The organism is Curvibacter cyanobacteriorum (genome assembly GCF_028649475.1).
Classification (GTDB): Bacteria; Pseudomonadota; Gammaproteobacteria; order Burkholderiales; family Burkholderiaceae_C; genus Curvibacter; species Curvibacter cyanobacteriorum.
On sequence record NZ_JAQSIP010000008.1, the window covers coordinates 128,627 to 150,285 of the forward strand.

Consider the following 21,659-nt stretch of genomic DNA (forward strand, 5'->3'; position numbering starts at 1 on the left):
AAGTTCAAAGATCGCTCGACTACCTCACCTTCCAAAAGCCCAAAGCAGGGTGTGAGCACCACCCCGCCTCATGGGCACTGACGTTGACGGTTCCAAACCGCTCGGCACACCAGCGCAACGGACGATCCATGGCCTCAGACAGATCGCGCAGCTCGGCCATGTAATCCAGCACGCCCCAGGGCACAATCGTTTTGCTGCGGAGGACCGCGTCTGACAGCGGGTGATGCAGTTCGCGCTCAACCCGCACATACAGGGTGTCCCCCCGACGTCCACGCTTGGGTTCCAGGACCTGGTGCAGAACGGCCTCGTCGCCGCTCTCATCGGGCAGCAGCACCAAAGCCACATCCGGCGGCATGCCGTCGTCGCGAAACGGTTGCTGTTGAGGCAAGAGTCCCGTCAACAACACAGCGCTCGGAGGCAGACGCCACCAACTGCTCGCATTGATCGGCGGTGATGTTGGCGTACCGCCTTTGCGGCCGGATTTGGGGACTGCGCTCACGGTCCGCGGCAGCATTTGGTCTTGCATGCGGGCATGCTCCAGGTCAATCAAGCTTGATTGCGGTGACAAAACCTGCTGCGCAGCACAAAGAATGCGAGGACGTGCGTCCAATGTGGCCAGCACCTGTGGATCCAGCAGGGCTCGCAAGTCATGCTGCCCCAGGCGAAAAGCGCCCGAATCAGACTCGAACCCAGGCCTGCAAAATGCGGCCTGCGTGGGGTGTGTGAAGCTGCGCAGATTGCGGCTGAACACATGCACATTGGTACCCAAACAAGGGCCAGCACGGTGACGGCGCACGCGGCCTAACAGCTGTATCAGTGATCGCAGCGAAGACGGTTCGACAACCGCCCAGTCGTAATCATGGTCACGTCCGACCTCGGTGACCGGCGAGCCCAACACAACGAAGAGGTGATCCTCTTCCGTGCTGGACTGCAGCCGCTCGCGCACGGCAGGGGTGTCGAATACAGCGCTGGGCTGGTGCCGCTTCAGCACGGAGTCCAATTGACGCTCAATGGCTGAACGGATCAACAAAGGGTGACGCGAGTGATACGCGCGCAGGTGAATTCGCAAGCCCGGCGGAGCCTCTTGGGTCAGCAGGCTGATCGCCACCTGAATGAGCGGCTCGACATTGGCCAAACGCACCAAGCCAAAGCTCACGCGTTTGCCCGTGTGCGGGTCGACACTGTGATGCTGAGCGTGCAGTTCGCAAGCGGATTGCAGGGCTGCAGCCGCCAACGATTGGCAGGCCTCCTCCAGCCGCCCGCTCAAGCCCTCCAGGGGGCGCAACTCGACACGGCGCCGAGACAACTCAGCTTGCCGGGCCAAGGCCAACGCCCGCTCTTGGGCAAAGGTCTGGTGATGGGTCCCAAAATCCGATGCATCAGCACACGGGGCATGCTGCCGAGCGAACTCATCAACCCACATGCAAACGACTGGCGGATTTGCGGCACCTGCCGCGGGTCGCGCGCCTCGGTTGGCTTGAAATTGTTGGCGCCCCGCAGCGTAAGCCTCGAACAGCCCCTGCACCAGGGCTGGCGGCAAGGTGGCAGAGGACAGCAATACGCGCGCCCCCAAAAGCCCTGCCCAGTGCACCAGGCGAGTCAAGGCCGGCAGGTCAGCCAAGTCAAAGTCATCGGGTTCGTCGAGCACCAGATCGCCACTCATCAATCTCAGCATGGGTGCGATCTGGCGGCCGCCGCGTTGGCTTTCGGTGGCGGGCGTCAGGTGATCGACGGTACACACCAGCAGAGGAGCCAACAACAATTTACGCACCTCTGGGTCGACCACCGCGCGTCTCAGCAGCGGATGGTCATGATGCTGCCCCTCGTAGAGCACATGCCCGTCATCGCCGTCGTCGGCAAAAAGCGACTGACGTGAGGCCGAACCACTGGCTTCGGCCTGCTGCTCAAAGTGCTCAAACAAAGTTCTGCTGGGGGCTCCACCGACGCGAATGGCCAACTCGTCATCCCCCAGGCCCAGCAAGTGGCGAAACGCCTGGCCAGTCTGCAAGGTCAAGGTCCGCAGCCCCATGGCAAACGCACAGCGCATGCCCATCACGGGGTCGGCCAAGGCGTACATGATGCGGGCGTTGCCCAACGTCTTGCCACAGCCCGTAGAAGCCATGTTGATGATGAAGGCACCGTGGGTCTGACTGGCTTCGCGCAGCCCAGCCGCCAGATCAGCCGCTTTGTCCTGCCACCGAAAGGCCTCACTGACGGAACGTTGCTTGAGTTTGCGGTGCTTGCCCAGACGCGGCAGGTGGCGCTCGAACTCAGGCAGAAACCGAGCCACTTCAGCGCTGTGCTGCGCAACGCCAACCAAATGCTCATCCAGCGTTTGGTTGAGCAAGCCGCCAGGACGGGTGTTCGCCCACAAGGCGGTCGGTGCAGCCACCATGACGCGATCACGCACAGGCCGTAGATCAGATCCGACGCCAAGGCTGGAGTAATGGTGGTCAGCCAACATCAGGCTCAGCCGAGCCAAATGCATCACAAACGGGTTATCCAACAGTCCTTTGGCGGCCTCCGTGTCGGCATAAGCACTCAGCCGTTGCGCGATGCGAGCTGCCCGCTGCTGCCATTCGGGCGTGGCGACTGGCAGCCCATGCGGAAAGGTCCAGTAAGGCTGAAGCCCTTCGGGCGTTGCTTGGCTGAACTCCGATTCATTCCAGCTGGCGCTGACCAGCGCCAGCCCTCCCTCCAGCAAACTGGCCTGAAAAGGCGCACCAAACGGTAGCACCGGCAAACGGTGATGAGTCAGCACCAACCACCCCAGCGCCTGAGCCAGGGGCGCCTGGGCGAGGCCCTTGAAAGGGGAAGGATTGGGCTGCCCGGGCACATCACGGTGCAACCGTTCTGTCCACGTCGCCACATCGGCCTGGGAGGGCTGGGCCAATCGGGCCAACCAAGCGGCGTCACCATCACGCCCCACGAAGGCCTCCAATAACCGCAAGGACACCCACTCGTGGCGTATGAGATTGCGGCCGCTCGCCCCATGGATCAAACGCTCTTGAAATGCCTGGATCGCCTTGCCCAAGTCGTGCATCAAACCAGCCATGTCAGCCAACAAGCGCAGCAAGTCACCGTGGTGCCAGTCGTTCTGGTCGTGGGCACGCAGCACGTTGCGTCGCGTCGTGTTGGTGGGGACCGCCCCCTGATCGTTGAAGCGCGAGGCGTCCCCCACGGTCCAGAGCAGCTCGCTGTGATCCAGGCCGCGGATCCAGTGGCAGGCGACGGCCGTGTTTTTTCGCGCAGTTTGACGCAGCAAGCGACGCAAGGTGTCCAAGCCATCCTGCGTGATGGGCGTTTGCCAAGTGCGATCGCCTCGTCGCTCGGCAAACTGGTCGAGGATTCGGCGGGTCTCCGTCAGTGCGCGCTTGTCACACTGCGATATCAAGAGAACATTCATGGCAGCTCACTTTTCGCTGAGTAGGGCCATCCGACTGACCGTTGCTGCGGTGAGCTTGAGGGTGTCGATCATGAAATCCAACGCTTCGGTCCGCGTCAGGCTTTCGATGCAAGCTTGACGAAACTCCTGCTCGCTGTGGCCTTTGGCGGCCGAGACAAACGCTTGAGGCAAGATGACGGCGTCCTTGATGAGGTCGGCAATATCAAACACCAGGCCTCCTCGCCGTGTTTTGCCATGCAGCACGGCCAGCGAATGAGGCAGCCCTAAAACCCAGGCGGCCGTTGCCCCCAAGCCGTAGGCCAGGTAATTACCGTGATCGAGAAACTGGTTGGCCGCATCGAGGCTTTCGCCACGTTTGGCGCGGGTAAAGTCACCATAGCGAGTCGCCTGACTGGCCAGTCGATACAACTGCTTGGTCAAACGACCTTCCTCCGTCAGCAAGGCCGTGACATCTGAAGCCGAAGTAATCCGTTCGCGACTTGCCAAAATGAGGGCGTTCAGCTCATCCAAGGACGGCTGAAATCCCTGATCTTTCAGCGACTTGCTCTGGGCCCAATGGGTGCCAAGCCGGTCCAGACGGGCTTTTTGAAAAGTGCGGGCAGCGGCCAATCTCAGTCCATCATCAAACCAGAAGCGAACCCACTGCTGGAGGTATTCGGTCGGACGGTACTCACTCTGCCCGGGAATCCAAGCCACTTCGATCGAGGATTCGGTTCCCGCAAAGAGCGGGGTTCCGCCACCGCCACAGAAACCCAGCATCACCCCCGCCCTGGCCAACTCACGTACCGCCGCCTGGGTAATTGACGTACCAGTACCCAACAGCACTGTCGTTGTGTTGGCAATTGGAATGTTCCAATAAAGCGATTCTTTACCACGCTCCGTCACATACTCAACCCGCCCCCCTTTGACCAAAAGCCGACAGTGCTCGAGGTAATAGAGATTGGCTCGTTTGGAATGAAGGATGCTCTTCAGGTCGGATGGACTGAAATCGTTCATGAAACGGGTATCTGGGCTTGACAGGCCATTGACTGCATTGCAATCAGCAATGAACCAAGACGACTGGCCACCTGGGAGCACAGGCACAGTGTCTGGCACACCTTTTTAACCACTGGTTTTTGAGATCGCTGCCGTCACAGCATGTCGCTCCCTGTGGCGAACATGCCTTGCAAATCAGGTGCCCCTGATGAGAAAAGTCAAACAGAAGGGCAAACCTGCAACAGCACAGACAGCACTAAAAAATCTACTTTTTGTTTTCTATATTTATACGTGAGGATGCCGCCCCAAAGGCAAACTCACAGGGTTTTTTATGCTTCAGAAATGCAATAGAGTGTGCAAGGACCTGCCGCCCCCAACAAAAAACCCCGGCCCGCGCATCACGCGCAGCACCGGGGTTTCAGGCAACCCATCACCAGCGCGCCTGGCACGCGCGCTGGGTATGAATCAGCTCATTCAGCCATCACAGCTCAGGCCAGCAAGGCGTTGACCCGCTTCACATAAGCGGCGGGGTCTTCCGGCAGGCCACCTTCGGCCAGCAGGGCCTGGTCGAACAGGATGTGGGCCAGGTCGTTGAAGTGCACGCTGCCGTCCAGCTTCTTGACCAGGGCGTGCTCGGCGTTCACTTCCAGCACAGGCTTGCTTTCCGGGGCGGCTTGGCCGGCTTGCTTGAGCATGCGCGCCAGCTGGGTGCTCATGCCACCGTCTTGCACCACCAGGCAGGCCGGCGAGTCGACCAAGCGGGTGGTGACGCGCACGTCTTCGGCCTTGTCCTTCAGGGCTTCCTTGAGCTTGGCCAGCAGGGGCTTGAAGGCTTCGGCTGCCTCTTCGGCGGCCTTCTTTTCGGCTTCGTCTTGCAGCTTGCCCAGGTCGACCGCGCCCTTGGCCACGCTTTGCAGCGGGGTGCCGTCGAACTCTTGCAGGTAGTTGAGCGACCACTCGTCCACGCGGTCGGTCATCAGCAGGACTTCGATGCCCTTCTTCTTGAAAACTTCAAGCTGCGGGCTGTTCTTGGCGGCGGCCAGGTTGTCGGCGGTGATGTAGTAGATGGCGTCTTGGCCTTCCTTCATGCGGGCCTTGTAGTCGGCCAGGCTGACGCTGACGGTGTCGCTTTGGGTGCTGGCATAGCGCAGCAGCTTGGCCAGGCGCTGGGTGTTGGCAAAGTCTTCGCCCAGGCCTTCCTTGAGCACGGCGCCAAACTCGGCGTAGAAGCGGGTGTACTTGCCTTCCTTGGCCTTGTCGTCGGGGTCGACCACATCGGTCACGCCGTCGGCGTTGGGGGTGGTGTCGTGCTTGTCGTGCTTGGCCAGGTCTTCCAGCATCGACAGCACGCGCTTGGTCGAGCCTTCGCGGATGGCGCGCACGTCGCGGCTTTCTTGCAGCAGCTCACGGCTGACGTTCAGCGGCAGGTCGGCCGAGTCGATCACGCCCTTCACGAAGCGCAGGTAGGTGGGCATCAGGGCTTCGGCGTCGTCCATGATGAAAACGCGCTTCACGTACAGCTTGACGCCGGCTTTCTTGTCGCGGTTCCACAGGTCGAACGGGGCCTTGGCCGGGATGTAGAGCAGCTGGGTGTACTCGGTGTTGCCTTCGACGCGGTTGTGGGCCCAGGTCAGCGGGTCTTCAAAGTCGTGGCTGATGGCCTTGTAGAAGTCGTTGTACTGCTCGGCGGTGATGTCCTTCTTGGGGCGCGTCCACAGGGCGCTGGCCTTGTTGATGGCTTCCCATTCGCCGGTGGGCACCATGGCGCCGGGCTGGTCGTTTTCGCCTTCTTTCCACTCTTCCTTTTCCATCAGGATGGGCAGGCTGATGTGGTCAGAGTACTTGCTGATGACGGACTTGAGCTTCCAGGCGTTGAGGTATTCCTCCGCGTCGTCACGCAGGTGCAGGGTGATGCTGGTGCCGCGTTGGGCGCGGGTGATGGTGTCGACTTCAAAGTCGCCGGTGCCACCGCTGACCCAGCGCACGCCTTCTTCGGCGCTGAGGCCGGCGCGGCGCGATTCGACGGTGATCTTGTCGGCCACGATGAAGCCCGAATAGAAGCCCACGCCAAACTGGCCGATCAGCTGGGCGTCGGCCTTCTGGTCGCCGCTGAGCTTGCCCATGAACTCCTTGGTGCCGCTCTTGGCGATGGTGCCCAGGTTGTCGATGGCTTCTTGTTGCGACAGGCCAATGCCGTTGTCGGTGATGGTGATGGTGCGGGCCGCCTTGTCGAAGGCCACGCGCACTTCGAGGTTGGGCGCGTCTTCAAACAGGGCCGCGTTGTTGAGGCCTTCAAAACGCAGCTTGTCGCAAGCGTCGCTGGCGTTGGAGATCAATTCGCGCAGAAAGATCTCGGGGTTGGAATACAGCGAGTGGGTGACCAGGTGCAGCAGTTGGGCCACTTCGGCCTGGAATGACAGGGTCTGTTTGCTCATGGTGTCTTCTGAGGTGTATCGGGTGCTGTGAAAAAAGCGGCGGTCGAACCGGGCCCGGCCCGCCTGGGCTCCGGGCAGGTCGCCCCCTGCAGGCCGCAATTATGGGCGCTGCCGCGGTTCTTCAAGGGCCTGCGGTGGGGGCGGGGTGCGGTGCCGGTGGCCGCACCGGCGTGCCAATGACAACAGGCCGCCAAAGCGGCCTGTGAGGTGGGCACCCGCCGTCAGGGGCGCCCGCGCGGGGATGGGGACCGGGGCGGCCGCTCAGCCGTCGGCGTTGATGCGCTGGATCAAGGTCTGCAGCACGCTGTCGGCCTTGTCGTTGGCGATCTGGCAGGTGCCGGCCGCGTTGTGGCCACCGCCGCCGTACTCGAGCATGAGGTTGCCGACATGGGTTCGGCTGCTGCGGTCCAGGATGGACTTGCCCGTGGCCAGCACGGTGTTTTGCTTTTGCAGACCCCACATGACGTGGATCGAGATGTTGGCGGTGGGGAACAGTGCGTAGATCATGAAGCGGTTCACCGCCCAGATGGTTTCTTCCTGACGCAGGTCCAGCACCACCAGGTTGCCCACCTGGGTGGCGCAGCGCAGGATCTGCTCCTTGGCGCGGGCCGCGTGGTCAAAGTACAGCGTGACGCGTTCTTGCACGTCGGGCAATTGCAGGATCTGCTCGATGGTGTGGTCGCGGCAGTACTTGATGAGGTCCATCATCAGCGTGTAGTTGCTGATGCGGAACTCGCGGAAACGGCCCAGCCCGGTGCGCGAGTCCATCAGGTAATTGAGCAGCACCCAGCCCTGGGGGTCGAGCACGTCTTCACGCGAATACTGGGCCGAGTCGGCCTGATCGACCGCCGCCATCATCTCTTCGGTGATGCGCGGGAAAGCCGCCTTGCCGCCAAAGTGGTTGTAGACCACGCGCGCCGCCGACGGGGCGTGCGCTTCGATGATGTGGTTGGCTCGCTCGCCGGTGTTGCGCACGGTTTCGGACTCGTGGTGGTCAAACACCATGTGGGCCCCGGGCACGTAGGGCAGGTTGGTGGTGATGTCACGCGCGGTGATGGGCACCTTGCCGTCCTGCATGTCCTTGGGGTGGACGAAGGTGATCTCGTCGATCATGTCCAGCTCATTGAGCAGCACGGCGCATACCAGGCCATCGAAATCGCTGCGGGTCACAAGACGGTATTTGGGGCTGCTCATCCACATCTCCGAAGAATCGTTAGCGGCGAATCGGTTCGCCGGGCACCATGTTACAGATTGCAAGCGAAGGATAACGTGACGGCGCTCAAATCCGGCGCCACCCGCCCTCAAAACTGCTCGTGCGCCCCCAGGTAGCGCCACTGGCCGACCGGCAGCTGGCCCAGCACCACGCGACCGATGCGGATGCGCTTTAGGCCCACCACCTTGAGCCCCACCTGCTCGCACATGCGGCGAATCTGGCGCTTTTTGCCTTCTTTGAGCACAAAACGCAGCTGTTCAGGGTTTTGCCAGTCAACCTGGGCCGGGCGCAAGGCCTGGCCGTCCAGGCTCAGGCCGTGGCGCAGGCGCTCCAGCTGCTCGGGCGGGAACACCGCCTGCACATTGAGCGCCACGTCGCCCTGGGGCGTCGCGTAGGTCACACGGACCAGGTATTCCTTTTCGGTTTCGGAGTCCTCGCCAATCAGCTGGCGGGCCACACGGCCGTCCTGGGTCAGCACCAGCAGGCCCACCGAGTCGATGTCCAGCCGCCCGGCCGGGGCCAGGCCACGCAGGTGCGGCACCTGGAAGCGGTGCGGTGAGGTGTCGCCCGCCCAGCGGTTGCGCGACTGGATCAGCACCACCGCGGGCTCGTGGCCGTCCTCGGCCTGGCCGCTGACGTAGCCCACCGGCTTGTGCAACAGGATGGTGACCTGCTGGTCCTGCTGGCCACGGGCCTGGTCGTCGATCTCGATGCGGTCGCTGTGGCGCACCTGCTGGCCCATCTCGGCCACCACGCCATTGACACGCACCCAGCCTTTGTCGACCCAGTCGTCGGCCTCCCGGCGCGAGCACATGCCGAGTTCGGCCATGCGCTTGTTCAGGCGCTGGGTGTCGCCCTCACCCACCGTGGCGCCCGCAGTGGCCGGCCGCGCCGCGCGGTCCGGACGCGGGCCGGTGGGCGCGCCCCCCAGGCCATCGGCCGGACGGCGACCAGTGCCGCTGGGCTGGCGGCTGGCGGGCGCGCCACGCGGGCCACCAGCCAAGGGGCCTGCCGGCGGGCGCTTGACGGGCACGGGCGTGGGTTTGGACGGCACGTTGTAAGTGCGGATGCCGGTGCGGGTGGTGAAGGTTTTGTCCTCGGCCGGGGCCGCCGCCTGGCGGTCTGCCGGACCACGCGGGCCGCGGGGACCACGGGGGTCGCCCATCGGGCCACCGCTGCGGGGGCCACCACGCGCGTCGCGCGGGTCCCGGGCGTCGCGGGGGTCACGCCCGTCACGCCCGTCGCGTGCATCGCGAGGGCCCCGGCTGTCGCGGCCATCGCGGGCGTCACGGCCGCCACGCGGGTCGGCCGGGCCACGCCGGTCACCCGCCGCGCGCTGGCCCCCAGCGCCACCACCGGCGGGCGGGCCGGCTCGGCGCCCCTCACCCGCGGGTGAGCGCGCCGGCGAACGGGCCGGGCTGGGGCGTGGGCCGGCGGCGCCGCCGTCGGGTCGGGGAGCGCGCAAAGTGGGGCGGGGTTTGGGTTCGGACATGCTGAATAGGAAAAATCCGCAACGATGGACAGTCGATCGGTGCGGTGTGTTGTTGGCAGGAACAGGCGCTCAGGCCTCGGGCAGGGGGGCTTCGGCCCGCTGGGCACGCCAGCTCAAAAAAGCCTCGGCCGGCAGCGGCCGGCTGATGTGGTAACCCTGGGCCTCGTCGCATGACAGGTCCGCCAGGCGTTCCAGGATGACGGCATTTTCCACCCCTTCGGCCACCACGCTCAGACCCAGATTGTGCGCGAGGTCGATGGTGGAGCGCACGATCTTGGCGTCGTCCTCGTCTTTTTCCATGCCCATGACGAAGGATTTGTCGATCTTGAGCTCGTCCACCGGCAGCCTTTTGAGGTAGGCCAGCGAGGAGTAGCCCGTGCCGAAATCGTCGATGGAGAGTTGAAAACCCTGCTCTGACAAGCGGTTCAGGGTGGTCTCGGCGCGCTGGGGGTCGTCCATGATCGCGCTCTCGGTGATCTCGAGGCAGAACTGGGTGGCCGGCACGCCGTAGCGCTGCAGCAGGCTGCCCAGGCGCACGCTGAGGTCGGGGTCCAGCAGGTCGCGGGTGGACAGGTTGATCGAAATCTTCAGCGGGTGCGACTGCACGCGTGCGTCGCCCATCAGGCGCGCGGCTTCTTCGAACATCCACAGGGTGAGCTTGCGCACAAAGCCGGTTTGCTCGGCAAACGGGATGAACTGCATCGGCGGCACCAGGCCGCGCTGGGGGTGTTCCCAGCGCACCAGCGCCTCGGCCGCGACCACCGTGCCGTCGACCAGGCTGACCTTGGGTTGCAGGAACAGGCGCAGTTCGTTGCCTTCGACCGCGCGCCGCAACTCGGTCAACAGGGACAGCATCTGGCTGCTGGCCGAGTCAAACGACGGGTCGTACAGCAGCGCGCCGCTGAGCTTGCGCTTGGCCGCATACATGGCGATCTCGGATCGGCTGAGCAGCAGGTCGGCGCTGTCGGCGTCGGACGGCCAGCAGGCCACGCCCATGCCTGCGCTGAGGTCGATGGTCTGGTCGTCAAAGGCCAGCGGCACCTCGAACGAGCGCGCGATGCGCTGCGTGAACTCCATCGCCATCTGGGCGTCGGCGCCTTGCAGCAGCACCGCAAACTCGTTGCCGCCGCGGCGCGCCACCAGGTCCTCGGGCGAGGTCACCAGGCGTTGCAGCCGCCCAGCCACGGCCTGCAGCAGCCGGTCGCCAAAGGCGTAGCCGAGCACGTCGTTGACGTGCTTGAAGCGGTCCAGGTCCAGCGAGATGACGGCCACCGGCCGCGCCGAGGCGGTGTTGTCGGCGATCGCCTGCTCCAGCACATCGCGAAATCGCTCGCGGTTGGGCAAGCCGGTCAGGCGGTCCCAGTACGCCAGGTGGCGGATCTCGGTTTGCTGGGCGTCGATGTCGACGCGCATGTGGTCAAACGAGCGCGCCAAGTTGCCGATTTCGTCTTGGCGGTGGAGGTGCTGAATGGGGGTCTGGTACTCGCCGCGCCCCAGGCGCAGCGTGGCGTCCAGCAGGTCGCGCAGCGGCAAGGTGATGCGCTGGGCCATCCACGAGCTGGCCACCGCGAACAGCAGCAGGCCGCCGGCGTTGATCAGCGCCAGCAACAGTTGCAGGCGGCGGTAGGGCGCCAGCACCTCTTCGGCCGAGCGCAGCAAGAGGGTTTCGACCTGCCCGCTGTAACTGGCCTGCTGCACATGGCGCACCAGGACCAGCTCGTCGCCCAGCACCGTCTCGGTCTGGTTCTTGCCACGCAGCAGGCTGTCAGCATCGGTGGACGGCAGGGTGGACACGGCCAGGCTGCGCTCGCGTTCGGCCCCGGTGAGCATCACCACGTTGACCTTGAGCAGCAACTGCATTTCATTGGCCAGGTCCACCGACACCGGGAACCCCATCAGCACCCAGCCGATGGTGACGGGCGCACGCATCGGCACCATGACGAACTGGTAGGGCACGCCATTGAGCACCGTGAGGTGCGCCCCGGCCGGGGTTTGGGACAGGTAGGCCGGCAGGCCCGCGATCAGCTTGCTGGCCTCGCCCATCTTGTCGTCGGCGACGCTGGAGGCGGTGACCTTGAAGCCGGTGTCCAGGAACGCCGTGACCGTGGCGCCAATGCGGCTGCCGTGGTTCTCCAGCACCGACTGCACGGTCTCGGTGTCGCCCGAGTTGATGGCGGAGCGAAAGCCAAAGTCCGACGCCAGCAAGGTGGCGCTTTGGCGCAGTTTCTCGACGTTCTGGGCCAGCATGCGGGCCCAGACGTTTTCGGCCACATCCAGTTCGCGCGCCACCTGTTGGCGGGCGTTGAACTCAATGCTGCGACGCACCACCGCAAACCCGGCCACCTGCACCACCAGCAAAAGCAGCAAAGAAAAGACCACCAGCCGGGTGATCAGGCTGCCGGTCCAACGTTTGAAGCGCAGTTTCAAGGCGTCAACCCACTCAAACGCAGCGCCACCGGCACGGCGCCCGACGCTGGGACCACCACCGCCTGGTCCAAGGCTGGGGCCCCGACGGCCATGCCGGGGTGCCAGGTGCGCAGTCGGTACGTGCCCGCGGGCACGTTGTCGAGGTTCAACTTGCCGGCCTGGCTGACGCCGTGGTAGGGCGTATTGACCACCAAAATCCAGCCCACCATGGCGTCATGGATGTTGCAGCCCAGCAACACCACACCGGCCTGATCGAACAAAACAGGGTTGGCCGGCGTGCCGGCATAGAGCTTGAGCTCGAACTTTTTGGCCGGCGAGAACGAATAGACGTGGTGCCGCACCTTGTCCTGGTTGGGGAAGGTGACCTCGGTGCCCCGGGTCACCACCAGCACACGGGGGAGAAACTGTTTGTCGAGCTGGCCCATCTCGGCGCCCGCCATGGGCTTGACGAGGCGGGCCGCCTCGGCCGACTCCAGGAACACCACCGCCTCGGACAGCGGCTTGCCGGCGGCGTCTCGCACGTCGACCTGCACCGAGCCCGCCGCGGCCAGCCCGGCCAGCACCCACATCAGGGCCCCGCCCACCACCGAGCGGCGGGCGCCACGCCAGTGCGACAGGCAGGCGGACACTGCACCGGACACGGCAAAGTGATGAAAAAACGTCACGTCAAGGCACCTCAGGCTGGTAGGAACAGCGCCATTCAGGCAACTGAAGCTGCCATCCTACAAGGATATGAGGCCATTGGACCCCCTCCAGCGCAAGGCCGGGGCCGATCAAATGGTTAAACAGGCCTCCAGCCGCTTCGCGTTGTCGGTGCTGAGGTTCTTGAACTGCACCCCAATCCGAAACCCGCCATCGCGCTGGCTCAGCACGCTGTAGGTCAGCTGCCCGGGCAGCACCAGCTCGGTCAGGCTGGCCGGCCCCAGCAGGCGAAAGCTCACCGTGCACATCAGGCCGGGGGCCAGGTTGACCGGGCACGACAAGCCCAGGCCACTGGCCGACAACTCGACCGTGCGCACACTCAGCGGCGCCCGCCCCGCGATGTCCAGCACCGCCGGCACGCGGATCAGCTTGCGGGACTGGATGCGCCGGTCAACCGACGGTGAAATGGGAAGCAGGGCACTCATGGCATCAACGGCGAACAGACCTGGATCGGGCGCCCGGGCAAGCCCCTGGCGGCTGAGCGGCATTCAAAAAACGGACCCGCATTATCGGGGCTCGCCCGACGGGGCGCCTCGCCTCCGCGCAGGCCCCGGCCGGGCCGGGCGGCGGGGGCTGGTGGCGAGGACTGGTGGCGCGTCACCGGCGCTCGCGGCCGGTGTCGGCCGAGCCCAGCAAGGTGGAGCGCAGTGCCTCGGCCGACAGCACCCGCAGCCCCCCGTACTCGACGCGGATGATCTGCTGGCGCTCCAGGCTGCGCAGCGCCTCGTTGACGCGCTGGCGCGACAAGCCCACCAGGTAGGCCAGCTCCTGCTGGGTGATGCGCAGCACCTCGCCCACGCCCGGGTACAGCACCGGGTTGAACAGCGCGGCCAGGCTGCGCGCCACCCGCACATCGGGGTTGTTCATGCGGTCGATTTCGCGCGCCGCAATGAACTGCCCCAGCCGCTCATTGAGCTGGTTCATGACAAAGCGGTTGAAGCCCAGCGAGTGGTCCAGCAGCCAGTGAAAACTCTCCAGCGGCAGCCCCGCCACCACGCTCTTGCGCAGGGCCTGGATGTTGTAGCGGTAGGGTTCGCGCTTCATCGCCGTGCCCTCGCCGAACCAGCCGCCGGGCGGCACGCCGGTGAAGGTGATCGGGTGGCCCTGGGCGCTGTCGGCGCTCATCTTGAGCAGGCCTTCGACCACCCCGAACCAGTAGTTGACGGGCCGCCCCATGCGGCAGATGTAATCGCCGGGCAAGGCATCCCCCACCACCAACTCGGGCGCGATGCGCTCCCGCTCAGAAGGCTGCAAATGGCTCAGCCAGGGGATACCGGCCAACTCCTCGGCCGTGGGCGCCCGGCGGCGCTGGTAAAGCGGGGACTCAATGACCATGCGGAACCTCGGTGACAAGCCTCGGGAAAGTCCGAACAAGGGATAACCCACAAATTGTCATCGCAACGACAACAGGACGTCAAACGCTTGCCTACGATCCCTGTAAATCAACGGGATGGCCCATGGACCACCCCATTTCATGGAGACAAGGAACCGTCATGCAAACCACGTTTCCCCGCCTGCTGCTGAAGCATGCGACCGAACGGCCCCAAGCGCCCGCGATCCGAGAAAAAGAATACGGCATCTGGCAAACCCAGACCTGGTCCAGCCTGGCCAAGCTGGTGGAGCACATCGCCTGTGGTCTGCACCAGGCCGGCCTGGTGCGGGGTGAGCACATGGTGGTGATCGGGGCCAACCGCCCCCGCCTCTACGCCACCATGCTGGCGGTCCAGTCGCTGGGCGCCATCCCGATCCCGCTGTACCAGGACGCGGCCGCCGCGGAGTGCGTGTTCCCGCTGAACAACGCCGAGGTGCGCTTCTGCCTGGTGGAAGACCAGGAGCAGGTCGACAAGATGCTGGAAGTGCGCGAGCAGTACCCCGCGCTCAGCCACATCTACTACGACGACCCGCGTGGCCTGCGCAACTACGTCGACCCGGGCCTGGGCGCCCTGGACGAGCTGGTGGCCAGCGGCGCCGTGTTCGCCAGCAACCACCCCAACTTCTGGCGCGGCGAGATCGAACAGGCCCAGGCCTCCGATGTCGGCGCCATGTTCTTCACCTCGGGCACCACGGGCAACCCCAAGGGCGTGGTGCACACCCACCAGGCCCTGATCGACCGCGCCCAGGCCGGCGCCGAGTTCGACCACCTGAGCGCCAACGAGGACGTGCTGGCCTACCTGCCCCCGGCCTGGATCGGGCAAAACATCTTCAGCTATTCGCAGTGGCTGGTCTGCGGCTACGTGGTCAACTGCCCCGAGTCGGCGGCCACCGTGGCCATCGACCTGCGCGAGGTCGGCCCGACCTATTACTTTGCGCCACCGCGCGTGTTTGAAGGGCTGCTGACCAGCGTGATGATCCGCATGGAAGACGCGGGCTGGCTCAAGCGCACGCTGTTCCACGCCTGCATGGACATCGCGCGCCGCTTTGGCCCCGCACGCATGGACGGGCAGTCGATTGGCCTGCTGGCGTCGCTGCAATACTGGCTGGGCAACCTGCTGGTGTACGGCCCGCTGCGCAACACCCTGGGCCTGTCGCGGGTGCGGGTGGCCTACACCGCGGGCGAGGCCATCGGGCCCGACCTGTTCACCTTCTACCGCTCGATTGGCATCAACCTCAAGCAGCTGTACGGCTCGACCGAAACCGCCGTGTTTGTCTGCCTGCAGCCCGACAACCAGGCCCGCGCCGACACCGTGGGCGTGCCCTGCAAAGGCGTGGAGATCAAGGTCGCCGACAACGGTGAAATCCTGGTCAAGTCGCCGGGCCTGCTCAAGGAGTACTACAAGAACCCCAAGGCCACGGCCGAGGTGCTGACCGCCGACGGCTGGTACCACACCAGCGACGCGGGCTTCATCGACGCGCACGGTCACCTGAAGATCATCGACCGCGTCAAAGACGTGGGTCGCCTCAAGGGCGGTGCCAACGACGGCGCCATGTTCGCGCCCAAGTACGTCGAGAACAAACTCAAGTTCTTCCCGCACATCAAGGAAGTGGTCGCCCTGGGCGACGGCCGTGACCGCGTCTGCGTGATGCTCAACATCGACTTCGACGCCGTGGGCAACTGGGCCGAGCGACGCAACCTGGCGTACGCGGGCTACACCGACCTGGCGCAAAAACCCGAGGTCTACCAACTGATGCGCGAATGCGTCGAGAAGGTCAACGCCGACCTGGCCAACGACAGCCTGCTGGCGGGCTCGCAGGTCAGCCGCTTCCTGGTGCTGCACAAGGAGCTGGACGCCGACGACGGCGAACTGACCCGCACCAACAAGGTTCGCCGCGGCTTCATTGGCGAGAAATACGCCGTGCTGGTCGACGCGCTGTACGGCAACAAGACCGAGCAGTACATCGAGACCCAGGTCAAGTTTGAAGACGGCCGCACGGGCAGCGTGAGCGCCACGCTCAAGCTGTCGGACGCCAAAACCTTTGCCCCGGTCAAGACCGCAGCCTGAGCAGGAAGCTGACACCCCATGAGCACCAAAAAGATCGGCGACGTCATCCTCGACGTGCAGAACATCAGCCTGAGATTCGGCGGCGTGAAGGCGCTGACCGACATCTCCTTCAATGTGCGCGAGCACGAGATCCGCTCCATCATCGGCCCCAACGGCGCCGGCAAGAGCTCGATGCTCAACTGCATCAACGGGGTCTACACCCCGTCCGAAGGGTCGATCACCTTCCGGGGCAAGACCTTTGACCACATGAATTCGCGCCAGGTGGCCGAGATGGGCGTGGCCCGCACCTTCCAGAACCTGGCCTTGTTCAAGGGCATGAGCGTGCTCGACAACATCATGTCGGGCCGCAACCTGAAGATCAAAAGCAACCTGCTGCTGCAAGCCCTGCGCATCGGCCCGGCCGAGCGTGAGGAAATCAAGCACCGCGAGTTTGTCGAACGCATCATCGACTTCCTCGAAATCCAGGCCTACCGCAAGACCCCCGTGGGCCAACTGCCCTACGGCCTGCAAAAGCGTGTCGACCTGGGCCGCGCCCTGGCCATGGAGCCGCAGGTGCTGTTGCTCGACGAGCCGATGGCGGGCATGAACGTCGAAGAAAAGCAGGACATGTGCCGCTTCATCCTCGACGTCAACGACGAGTTCGGCACCACCATCGTGCTGATCGAACACGACATGGGCGTGGTGATGGACATCTCCGACCGCGTGGTGGTACTGGACTACGGCAAGAAGATCGGTGACGGCGCGCCCGAAGAAGTGCGCAACAACGAAGACGTCATCCGCGCCTACCTGGGCACCTCCCACTGAAGCTATGACGACCCCCACGCTTGCCACTTCGTGTGCTGCGCTGCCCCCCAAGGGGGCCTCGGTTGCCTTGGGGCGGCCCGGCGGCAACTCGAACATGACCCCCACGCTTGCCACTTCGTGTGCTGCGCTGCCCCCCAGGGGGGCCTCGGTTGCCTTGGGGCGGCCCGGCGGCAACTCGAACATGACCCCCACGCTTGCCACTTCGTGTGCTGCGCTGCCCCCCAAGGGGGCCTCGGTTGCCTTGGGGCGGCCCGGCGGCAACCGAATCTGATTGGAGAACCCTATGGCATTCTTTCTCGAAACCCTGATTGGCGGCCTGATGGCCGGCATGCTGTATTCCCTGGTCGCGCTGGGCTTTGTGCTGATCTACAAAGCCTCGGGCGTGTTCAACTTCGCGCAGGGCGCGATGGTCTTGTTCGCGGCACTCGCGATGGCGCGCTTTGCCGAATGGATTCCGCTCTGGACCGGCATCACCCACCCGGTGGTCGCGAACGGGCTGGCCTTCATTGCCGCGGGCGGCGTGATGTTCGCTGTGGCCTGGCTGATCGAACGCCTGGTGCTGCGCCACCTGGTCAACCAGGAAGGCGCCACCCTGCTGATGGCCACCCTGGGCATCACCTATTTCCTCGAAGGCCTGGGCCAAAGCATCTTTGGCAGCGACGTCTACAAGATCGACATCGGCATGCCCAAGGACCCGATCTTCGCGCTGGAATCGATGTTCCAGGGCGGCATCCTGATCAACAAAGAGGACGTGATCGCCGCCGCCATCGCCGCCGCGCTGGTGGCCGCCCTGAGCGTGTTCTTCCAGAAGACCGCCACCGGCCGCGCGCTGCGCGCCGTGGCCGACGACCACCAGGCCGCCCAGTCGATCGGCATCCCGCTGAACCGCATCTGGGTCATCGTGTGGTGCGTGGCCGGCGTCGTGGCCCTGGTGGCCGGGATGATCTGGGGCAGCAAGCTGGGCGTGCAGTTCTCGCTGGCCACCGTGGCCTTGCGGGCCCTGCCGGTGGTGATCCTGGGCGGCCTGACCTCGGTGCCCGGCGCCATCATCGGCGGCCTGATCATCGGCGTGGGCGAGAAGCTCTCCGAGGTCTACCTCGGCCCCTTCGTGGGCGGCGGCATCGAGATCTGGTTTGCCTACGTGCTGGCCCTGGTGTTCCTGCTGTTCCGGCCCCAAGGGTTGTTCGGCGAGAAGATCATCGATCGCGTGTGACCCCACAACAAGAATTCCCAGGAGACAACCATGTTCTACCGTGAAAACGGTCAATTCAAGACCAACTACCGGGCCGACCAGCAGATCTTCCCGATCGCTCAGGACCGCATCGCCATGGCCTTGCTGCTGGTGCTGGCCTTTGTCGTGGTGCCGTTCACGGCCAGCGACTACCTGTTCCGCGCCATCCTGATTCCGTTTGTGATCATGGCCCTGGCCGCGCTGGGCGTGAACATCCTGGTCGGCTACTGCGGCCAGATCTCGCTGGGCTCGGGGGCCTTCATGGCGGTCGGCGCCTACGGGGCCTACAACTTCTTTGCCCGCATCCCGGGCATGCCGCTGATCCCGACCCTGATCCTCGGCGGCCTGTGCGCCACCGTGTTCGGCATCTTGTTCGGCCTGCCCAGCCTGCGCGTCAAGGGCCTGTACCTGGCGGTGGCCACGCTGGCGGCCCAGTTCTTTGCGGACTGGATGTTCCTGCGCATCAAGTGGTTCACGCTGGACAACTCGTCGGGCTCGGTGGCGGTGTCCAACCTGCAGGTGTTCGGCCTGCCGCTGGACAGCGATGTCAGCAAGTACCTGTTCTGCCTGAGCATGCTGGCGGTCATTGCGCTGGCCGCCAAGAACCTGGTGCGCGGCGCCATCGGCCGTGAGTGGATGGCCATCCGCGACATGGACGTGGCCGCCGCGGTGATCGGCATCCGCCCGATGTACGCCAAGCTCAGCGCCTTCGCGGTCAGCTCCTTCATCATCGGTGTGGCGGGCGCCCTGTGGGCCTTCTTCTACCTCGGCGCCTGGGAGCCCGGGGCCTTCTCGGTGGACCTGTCGTTCAAGCTGCTGTTCATGGTGATCATCGGTGGCCTGGGTTCGGTGATGGGGGGCTTTTTTGGCGCCGCCTTCATCGTCATCCTGCCCATCGTGCTGAACCAGCTGCTGCCCCTGCTGGCGGGCCTGACGGGCTACGAGATCTCGACCACCGCCGCCTCGCATGCCGAGCTGATGATCTTCGGCGGCCTGATCGTTTGGTTCCTGATCGTGGAGCCGCATGGCCTGGCCAAGCTGTGGTCCACCGCCAAACAAAAACTGCGTCTGTGGCCCTTCCCGCACTGAGTGCACCCCGACGCCATGCTCGCAAGTCCCGATGCTTTTTGAACGCTGAATCCGTTTACTGACTGTGCTTCCCCTTAAAACCAACAGGAGACATCCATGAAGAAGTTTCGTCAATTGGCCCTCGCTACCGCCGTGCTGGCCCTCGGCGGCTCGACCCTGCTCAGCAGCGCGGCTTTCGCGCAAGCGAAAGAGCAGTACATGCCGGTGCTCTCTTACCGCACGGGCCCCTACGCCCCCAACGGCACCCCGATCGCCAACGGCATCGTCGACTACTACAAGCTGGTCAATGCCCGCGGTGGCATCAACGGCGTGAAGCTGCTGGTGGAAGAATGTGAAACCGGCTACGACACCGCGCGCAGCGTGGAATGCTATGAACGCCTGAAGGGCAACAACGGCGGTGCCGCGGTGATCCAGCCGTGGTCCACCGGCGCCACGTTCGCCATCACCGAAAAAGCCCCGGCCGACAAGATCCCGCTGGTGACCCTGGGCTATGGCCGCAGCGAAAGCGCGGACGGCACGGTGTTCAAGTGGAACTTCCCGCTGGCCGGCAACTACTGGGTCGCTGGCGACGTGCTGGTGCAAGCCATTGGCAAGAAAGAAGGCGGTCTCGACAAGCTCAAGGGCAAGAAGATCGCCCTGGTCTACCACGACAGCCCCTTCGGCAAGGAAGCCCTGCCCATCATCCAGGAGCGCGCCCGCGCCCACGGCTTTGAGCTGCAACTGCTGCCGGTGACGGCCCCGGGCGTGGAGCAAAAGGCCACCTGGCTGCAAATCCGCCAGTCGCGCCCCGACTACACCATCCTGTGGGGCTTCGGCGTGATGAACTCGACCGCACTCAAGGAGGCCCAGGCCACCGGCTACCCGCGCGAGAAGATGTACGGCGTGTGGTGGTCGGGTGCCGAACCCGATGTGCGTGACGTGGGCGAAGGCGCCAAGGGCTACAACGCCGTGGCCCTGCAAAACAGCGCCGACTACGACGCCAAGCTGGTCAAGGAAACCCTGGCCACGCTGCACGCCAAGGGCCAGGGCACGGGCCCGAAGGAAGAAGTGGGCCAGGTGCTGTGGCTGCGCGGTGCCATGAGCGCCATGCTGACCGTCGAAGGCATCCGTGCCGCACAAGAGCGCTTCGGCAAGGGCAAGGTCATGACCGGCGAGCAAGTGCGCTGGGGCCTCGAGAACCTCAACCTGACCCAGGCCAAGCTTGATGCGCTGGGCTTCGGTGGCGTGCTGCGCCCCATCAGCACCTCGTGCCAAGACCACATGGGGGCCTACTGGGCGCGCATCCACAGCTGGGACGGCAAGGCCTGGAAGATCACCAGCGACTGGATGCAGGGCGATGAGCAGATCATCAAGCCCATGGTCAAGGCCGCTGCCGCCAAGTACGCCGCCGAGAAGAAGCTGACGCCGCGCACCCCGGCCGACTGCCAATCCTGATGGCCTGACGGCCTGGTGAAACCACCGGCCGCCCGCCCAGTCCGGGCGGCGGCCGGCAGCCTGCAAAACCGGGGGCCAGCGGCCTGGCCCCCACCCCGAAGAACAGCCATGGACCAACCCAACATCGTTCTCAACGTCAACGGCATCGAGGTCATCTACAACCACGTGATCCTCGTGCTCAAGGGCGTGTCGCTGCAAGTGCCCGAAGGGGGCATCGTGGCCATCCTGGGTGGCAACGGCGCTGGCAAGACGACCACGCTGCGCGCCATCTCCAACCTGCTGCAAGGCGAGCGCGGCCAGGTCACCAAGGGCTCAATCGAGCTGCGCGGTGAACGCATCGAGAACCTCAGCCCCGCTGAGCTGGTGCAGCGCGGCGTGGTGCAGGTGATGGAGGGCCGCCATTGCTTCGCCCACTTGACCATCGAGGAAAACCTGATGACCGGGTCCTACACCCGCAAGGACAAGGGCGAGATCGCCGCCAACCTCGACAAGGTCTACACCTATTTCCCGCGCCTGAAGACGCGCCGCACCTCGCAGGCGGCCTACACCTCGGGCGGTGAACAGCAGATGTGCGCGATCGGTCGCGCCATCATGGCCAACCCCAGCATGGTCTTGCTCGATGAACCCTCGATGGGCCTGGCCCCCCAGATCGTCGAAGAGGTGTTCAACATCGTCAAAGACCTCAACGCCAAGGAGAAGGTCACCTTCTTGCTGGCCGAGCAAAACACCAACATGGCCCTGAAGTACGCCGACTACGGCTACATCATGGAAAGCGGCCGGGTGGTCATGGACGGCGCCGCCGCCGACCTGGCCAGCAACGAAGACGTCAAGGAGTTCTACCTCGGTGTGGGGGGCGGTGAGCGCAAGAGCTTCAAGGACGTGAAGAGCTACAAGCGCCGCAAGCGCTGGCTGGCCTGAGAGCCGAGTGCGCGCGATGACCGCCTCCGTGCATCCGACCGCCATGCCGCACGCCGGCGCCCACTGGCGCGCCATCTGCATCTGGGCCGGCCC

Annotated in this window: 15 protein-coding genes; 6 read left to right on the top strand and 9 right to left on the bottom strand. The window is 64.7% G+C overall.

All coding sequences use genetic code 11. The annotated features are described in order from the left end of the window. Positions 1-19: 19 nt before the first annotated feature. The 9 genes from cas3f to PSQ40_RS16580 form a co-directional block, all read right to left on the bottom strand. Complete coding sequence (gene cas3f, locus PSQ40_RS16540; RefSeq protein ID WP_273952988.1) at positions 20-3,406, bottom strand: type I-F CRISPR-associated helicase Cas3f; 3,387 nt, start codon at positions 3,404-3,406, stop codon at positions 20-22. Between the two features lie 6 nt (positions 3,407-3,412). Beyond that, entirely contained in the window at positions 3,413-4,402 is a 990-nt protein-coding gene (gene cas1f, locus PSQ40_RS16545; RefSeq protein ID WP_273952989.1) for a type I-F CRISPR-associated endonuclease Cas1f, read from the bottom strand. 467 nt (positions 4,403-4,869) lie between these two features. After that, a complete protein-coding gene (gene htpG, locus PSQ40_RS16550; RefSeq protein ID WP_273952990.1) occupies positions 4,870-6,816 on the bottom strand; it encodes a molecular chaperone HtpG in 1,947 nt (648 codons plus the stop codon). A 261-nt stretch (positions 6,817-7,077) separates the two neighbouring features. After that, positions 7,078-8,010, bottom strand: a complete 933-nt coding sequence (locus PSQ40_RS16555) for an exopolyphosphatase (RefSeq protein WP_273952992.1) — start codon at positions 8,008-8,010, stop codon at positions 7,078-7,080. A gap of 107 nt (positions 8,011-8,117) precedes the next feature. After that, on the bottom strand, positions 8,118-9,194 hold the full coding sequence (locus PSQ40_RS16560) for a pseudouridine synthase (protein WP_337961837.1): 1,077 nt from the start codon (positions 9,192-9,194) through the stop codon (positions 8,118-8,120). Positions 9,195-9,590: 396 nt separating this feature from the next. Then, positions 9,591-11,948: a putative bifunctional diguanylate cyclase/phosphodiesterase gene (locus PSQ40_RS16565; RefSeq protein ID WP_409338609.1), complete on the bottom strand. Its 2,358-nt coding sequence runs from the start codon at positions 11,946-11,948 to the stop codon at positions 9,591-9,593. Beyond that, positions 11,945-12,517, bottom strand: coding sequence for a methylamine utilization protein (locus tag PSQ40_RS16570; protein ID WP_273953067.1), 573 nt, complete (start codon positions 12,515-12,517; stop codon positions 11,945-11,947). Before PSQ40_RS16570 ends, PSQ40_RS16565 begins: the two co-directional genes overlap by 4 nt. 204 nt (positions 12,518-12,721) lie before the next feature. Continuing rightward, entirely contained in the window at positions 12,722-13,075 is a 354-nt protein-coding gene (locus PSQ40_RS16575; protein WP_273952993.1) for a PilZ domain-containing protein, read from the bottom strand. Positions 13,076-13,247: 172 nt separating this feature from the next. Next, the gene (locus PSQ40_RS16580; protein ID WP_273952994.1) at positions 13,248-13,985 is read right to left on the bottom strand and encodes a Crp/Fnr family transcriptional regulator; all 738 of its coding nucleotides are present in this window, start codon (positions 13,983-13,985) and stop codon (positions 13,248-13,250) included. 158 nt (positions 13,986-14,143) lie between these two features. Here PSQ40_RS16580 and PSQ40_RS16585 point away from each other — a divergent pair, with 158 nt between their 5' ends. The 6 genes from PSQ40_RS16585 (at position 14,144) to PSQ40_RS16610 (ending at position 21,566) form a co-directional block, all read left to right on the top strand. After that, entirely contained in the window at positions 14,144-16,090 is a 1,947-nt protein-coding gene (locus tag PSQ40_RS16585) for an AMP-dependent synthetase/ligase (RefSeq protein ID WP_273952995.1), read from the top strand. 18 nt (positions 16,091-16,108) lie between these two features. Next, on the top strand, positions 16,109-16,894 hold the full coding sequence (locus tag PSQ40_RS16590; protein WP_273952997.1) for an ABC transporter ATP-binding protein: 786 nt from the start codon (positions 16,109-16,111) through the stop codon (positions 16,892-16,894). Positions 16,895-17,177: 283 nt separating this feature from the next. Next, on the top strand, positions 17,178-18,107 hold the full coding sequence (locus PSQ40_RS16595) for a branched-chain amino acid ABC transporter permease (RefSeq protein ID WP_273952998.1): 930 nt from the start codon (positions 17,178-17,180) through the stop codon (positions 18,105-18,107). Positions 18,108-18,137: 30 nt separating this feature from the next. Further along, positions 18,138-19,214: a branched-chain amino acid ABC transporter permease gene (locus PSQ40_RS16600; RefSeq protein ID WP_273952999.1), complete on the top strand. Its 1,077-nt coding sequence runs from the start codon at positions 18,138-18,140 to the stop codon at positions 19,212-19,214. Positions 19,215-19,310: 96 nt separating this feature from the next. Beyond that, complete coding sequence (locus tag PSQ40_RS16605; protein WP_273953000.1) at positions 19,311-20,648, top strand: ABC transporter substrate-binding protein; 1,338 nt, start codon at positions 19,311-19,313, stop codon at positions 20,646-20,648. A 108-nt stretch (positions 20,649-20,756) separates the two neighbouring features. Then, a complete protein-coding gene (locus PSQ40_RS16610; RefSeq protein ID WP_273928310.1) occupies positions 20,757-21,566 on the top strand; it encodes an ABC transporter ATP-binding protein in 810 nt (269 codons plus the stop codon). Positions 21,567-21,659 lie beyond the last annotated feature (93 nt).

Coding starts and splice junctions, on each gene's coding strand:
- cas3f (WP_273952988.1), bottom strand. CDS start 3,406: ATGAATGTTCTCTTGATATCGCAGTGTGACAAGCGCGCACTGACGGAG.
- cas1f (WP_273952989.1), bottom strand. CDS start 4,402: ATGAACGATTTCAGTCCATCCGACCTGAAGAGCATCCTTCATTCCAAA.
- htpG (WP_273952990.1), bottom strand. CDS start 6,816: ATGAGCAAACAGACCCTGTCATTCCAGGCCGAAGTGGCCCAACTGCTG.
- PSQ40_RS16555 (WP_273952992.1), bottom strand. CDS start 8,010: ATGAGCAGCCCCAAATACCGTCTTGTGACCCGCAGCGATTTCGATGGC.
- PSQ40_RS16560 (WP_337961837.1), bottom strand. CDS start 9,194: ATGGGCGACCCCCGTGGTCCCCGCGGCCCGCGTGGTCCGGCAGACCGC.
- PSQ40_RS16570 (WP_273953067.1), bottom strand. CDS start 12,517: ATGTGGGTGCTGGCCGGGCTGGCCGCGGCGGGCTCGGTGCAGGTCGAC.
- PSQ40_RS16575 (WP_273952993.1), bottom strand. CDS start 13,075: ATGAGTGCCCTGCTTCCCATTTCACCGTCGGTTGACCGGCGCATCCAG.
- PSQ40_RS16580 (WP_273952994.1), bottom strand. CDS start 13,985: ATGGTCATTGAGTCCCCGCTTTACCAGCGCCGCCGGGCGCCCACGGCC.
- PSQ40_RS16585 (WP_273952995.1), top strand. CDS start 14,144: ATGCAAACCACGTTTCCCCGCCTGCTGCTGAAGCATGCGACCGAACGG.
- PSQ40_RS16590 (WP_273952997.1), top strand. CDS start 16,109: ATGAGCACCAAAAAGATCGGCGACGTCATCCTCGACGTGCAGAACATC.
- PSQ40_RS16595 (WP_273952998.1), top strand. CDS start 17,178: ATGGCATTCTTTCTCGAAACCCTGATTGGCGGCCTGATGGCCGGCATG.
- PSQ40_RS16600 (WP_273952999.1), top strand. CDS start 18,138: ATGTTCTACCGTGAAAACGGTCAATTCAAGACCAACTACCGGGCCGAC.
- PSQ40_RS16605 (WP_273953000.1), top strand. CDS start 19,311: ATGAAGAAGTTTCGTCAATTGGCCCTCGCTACCGCCGTGCTGGCCCTC.
- PSQ40_RS16610 (WP_273928310.1), top strand. CDS start 20,757: ATGGACCAACCCAACATCGTTCTCAACGTCAACGGCATCGAGGTCATC.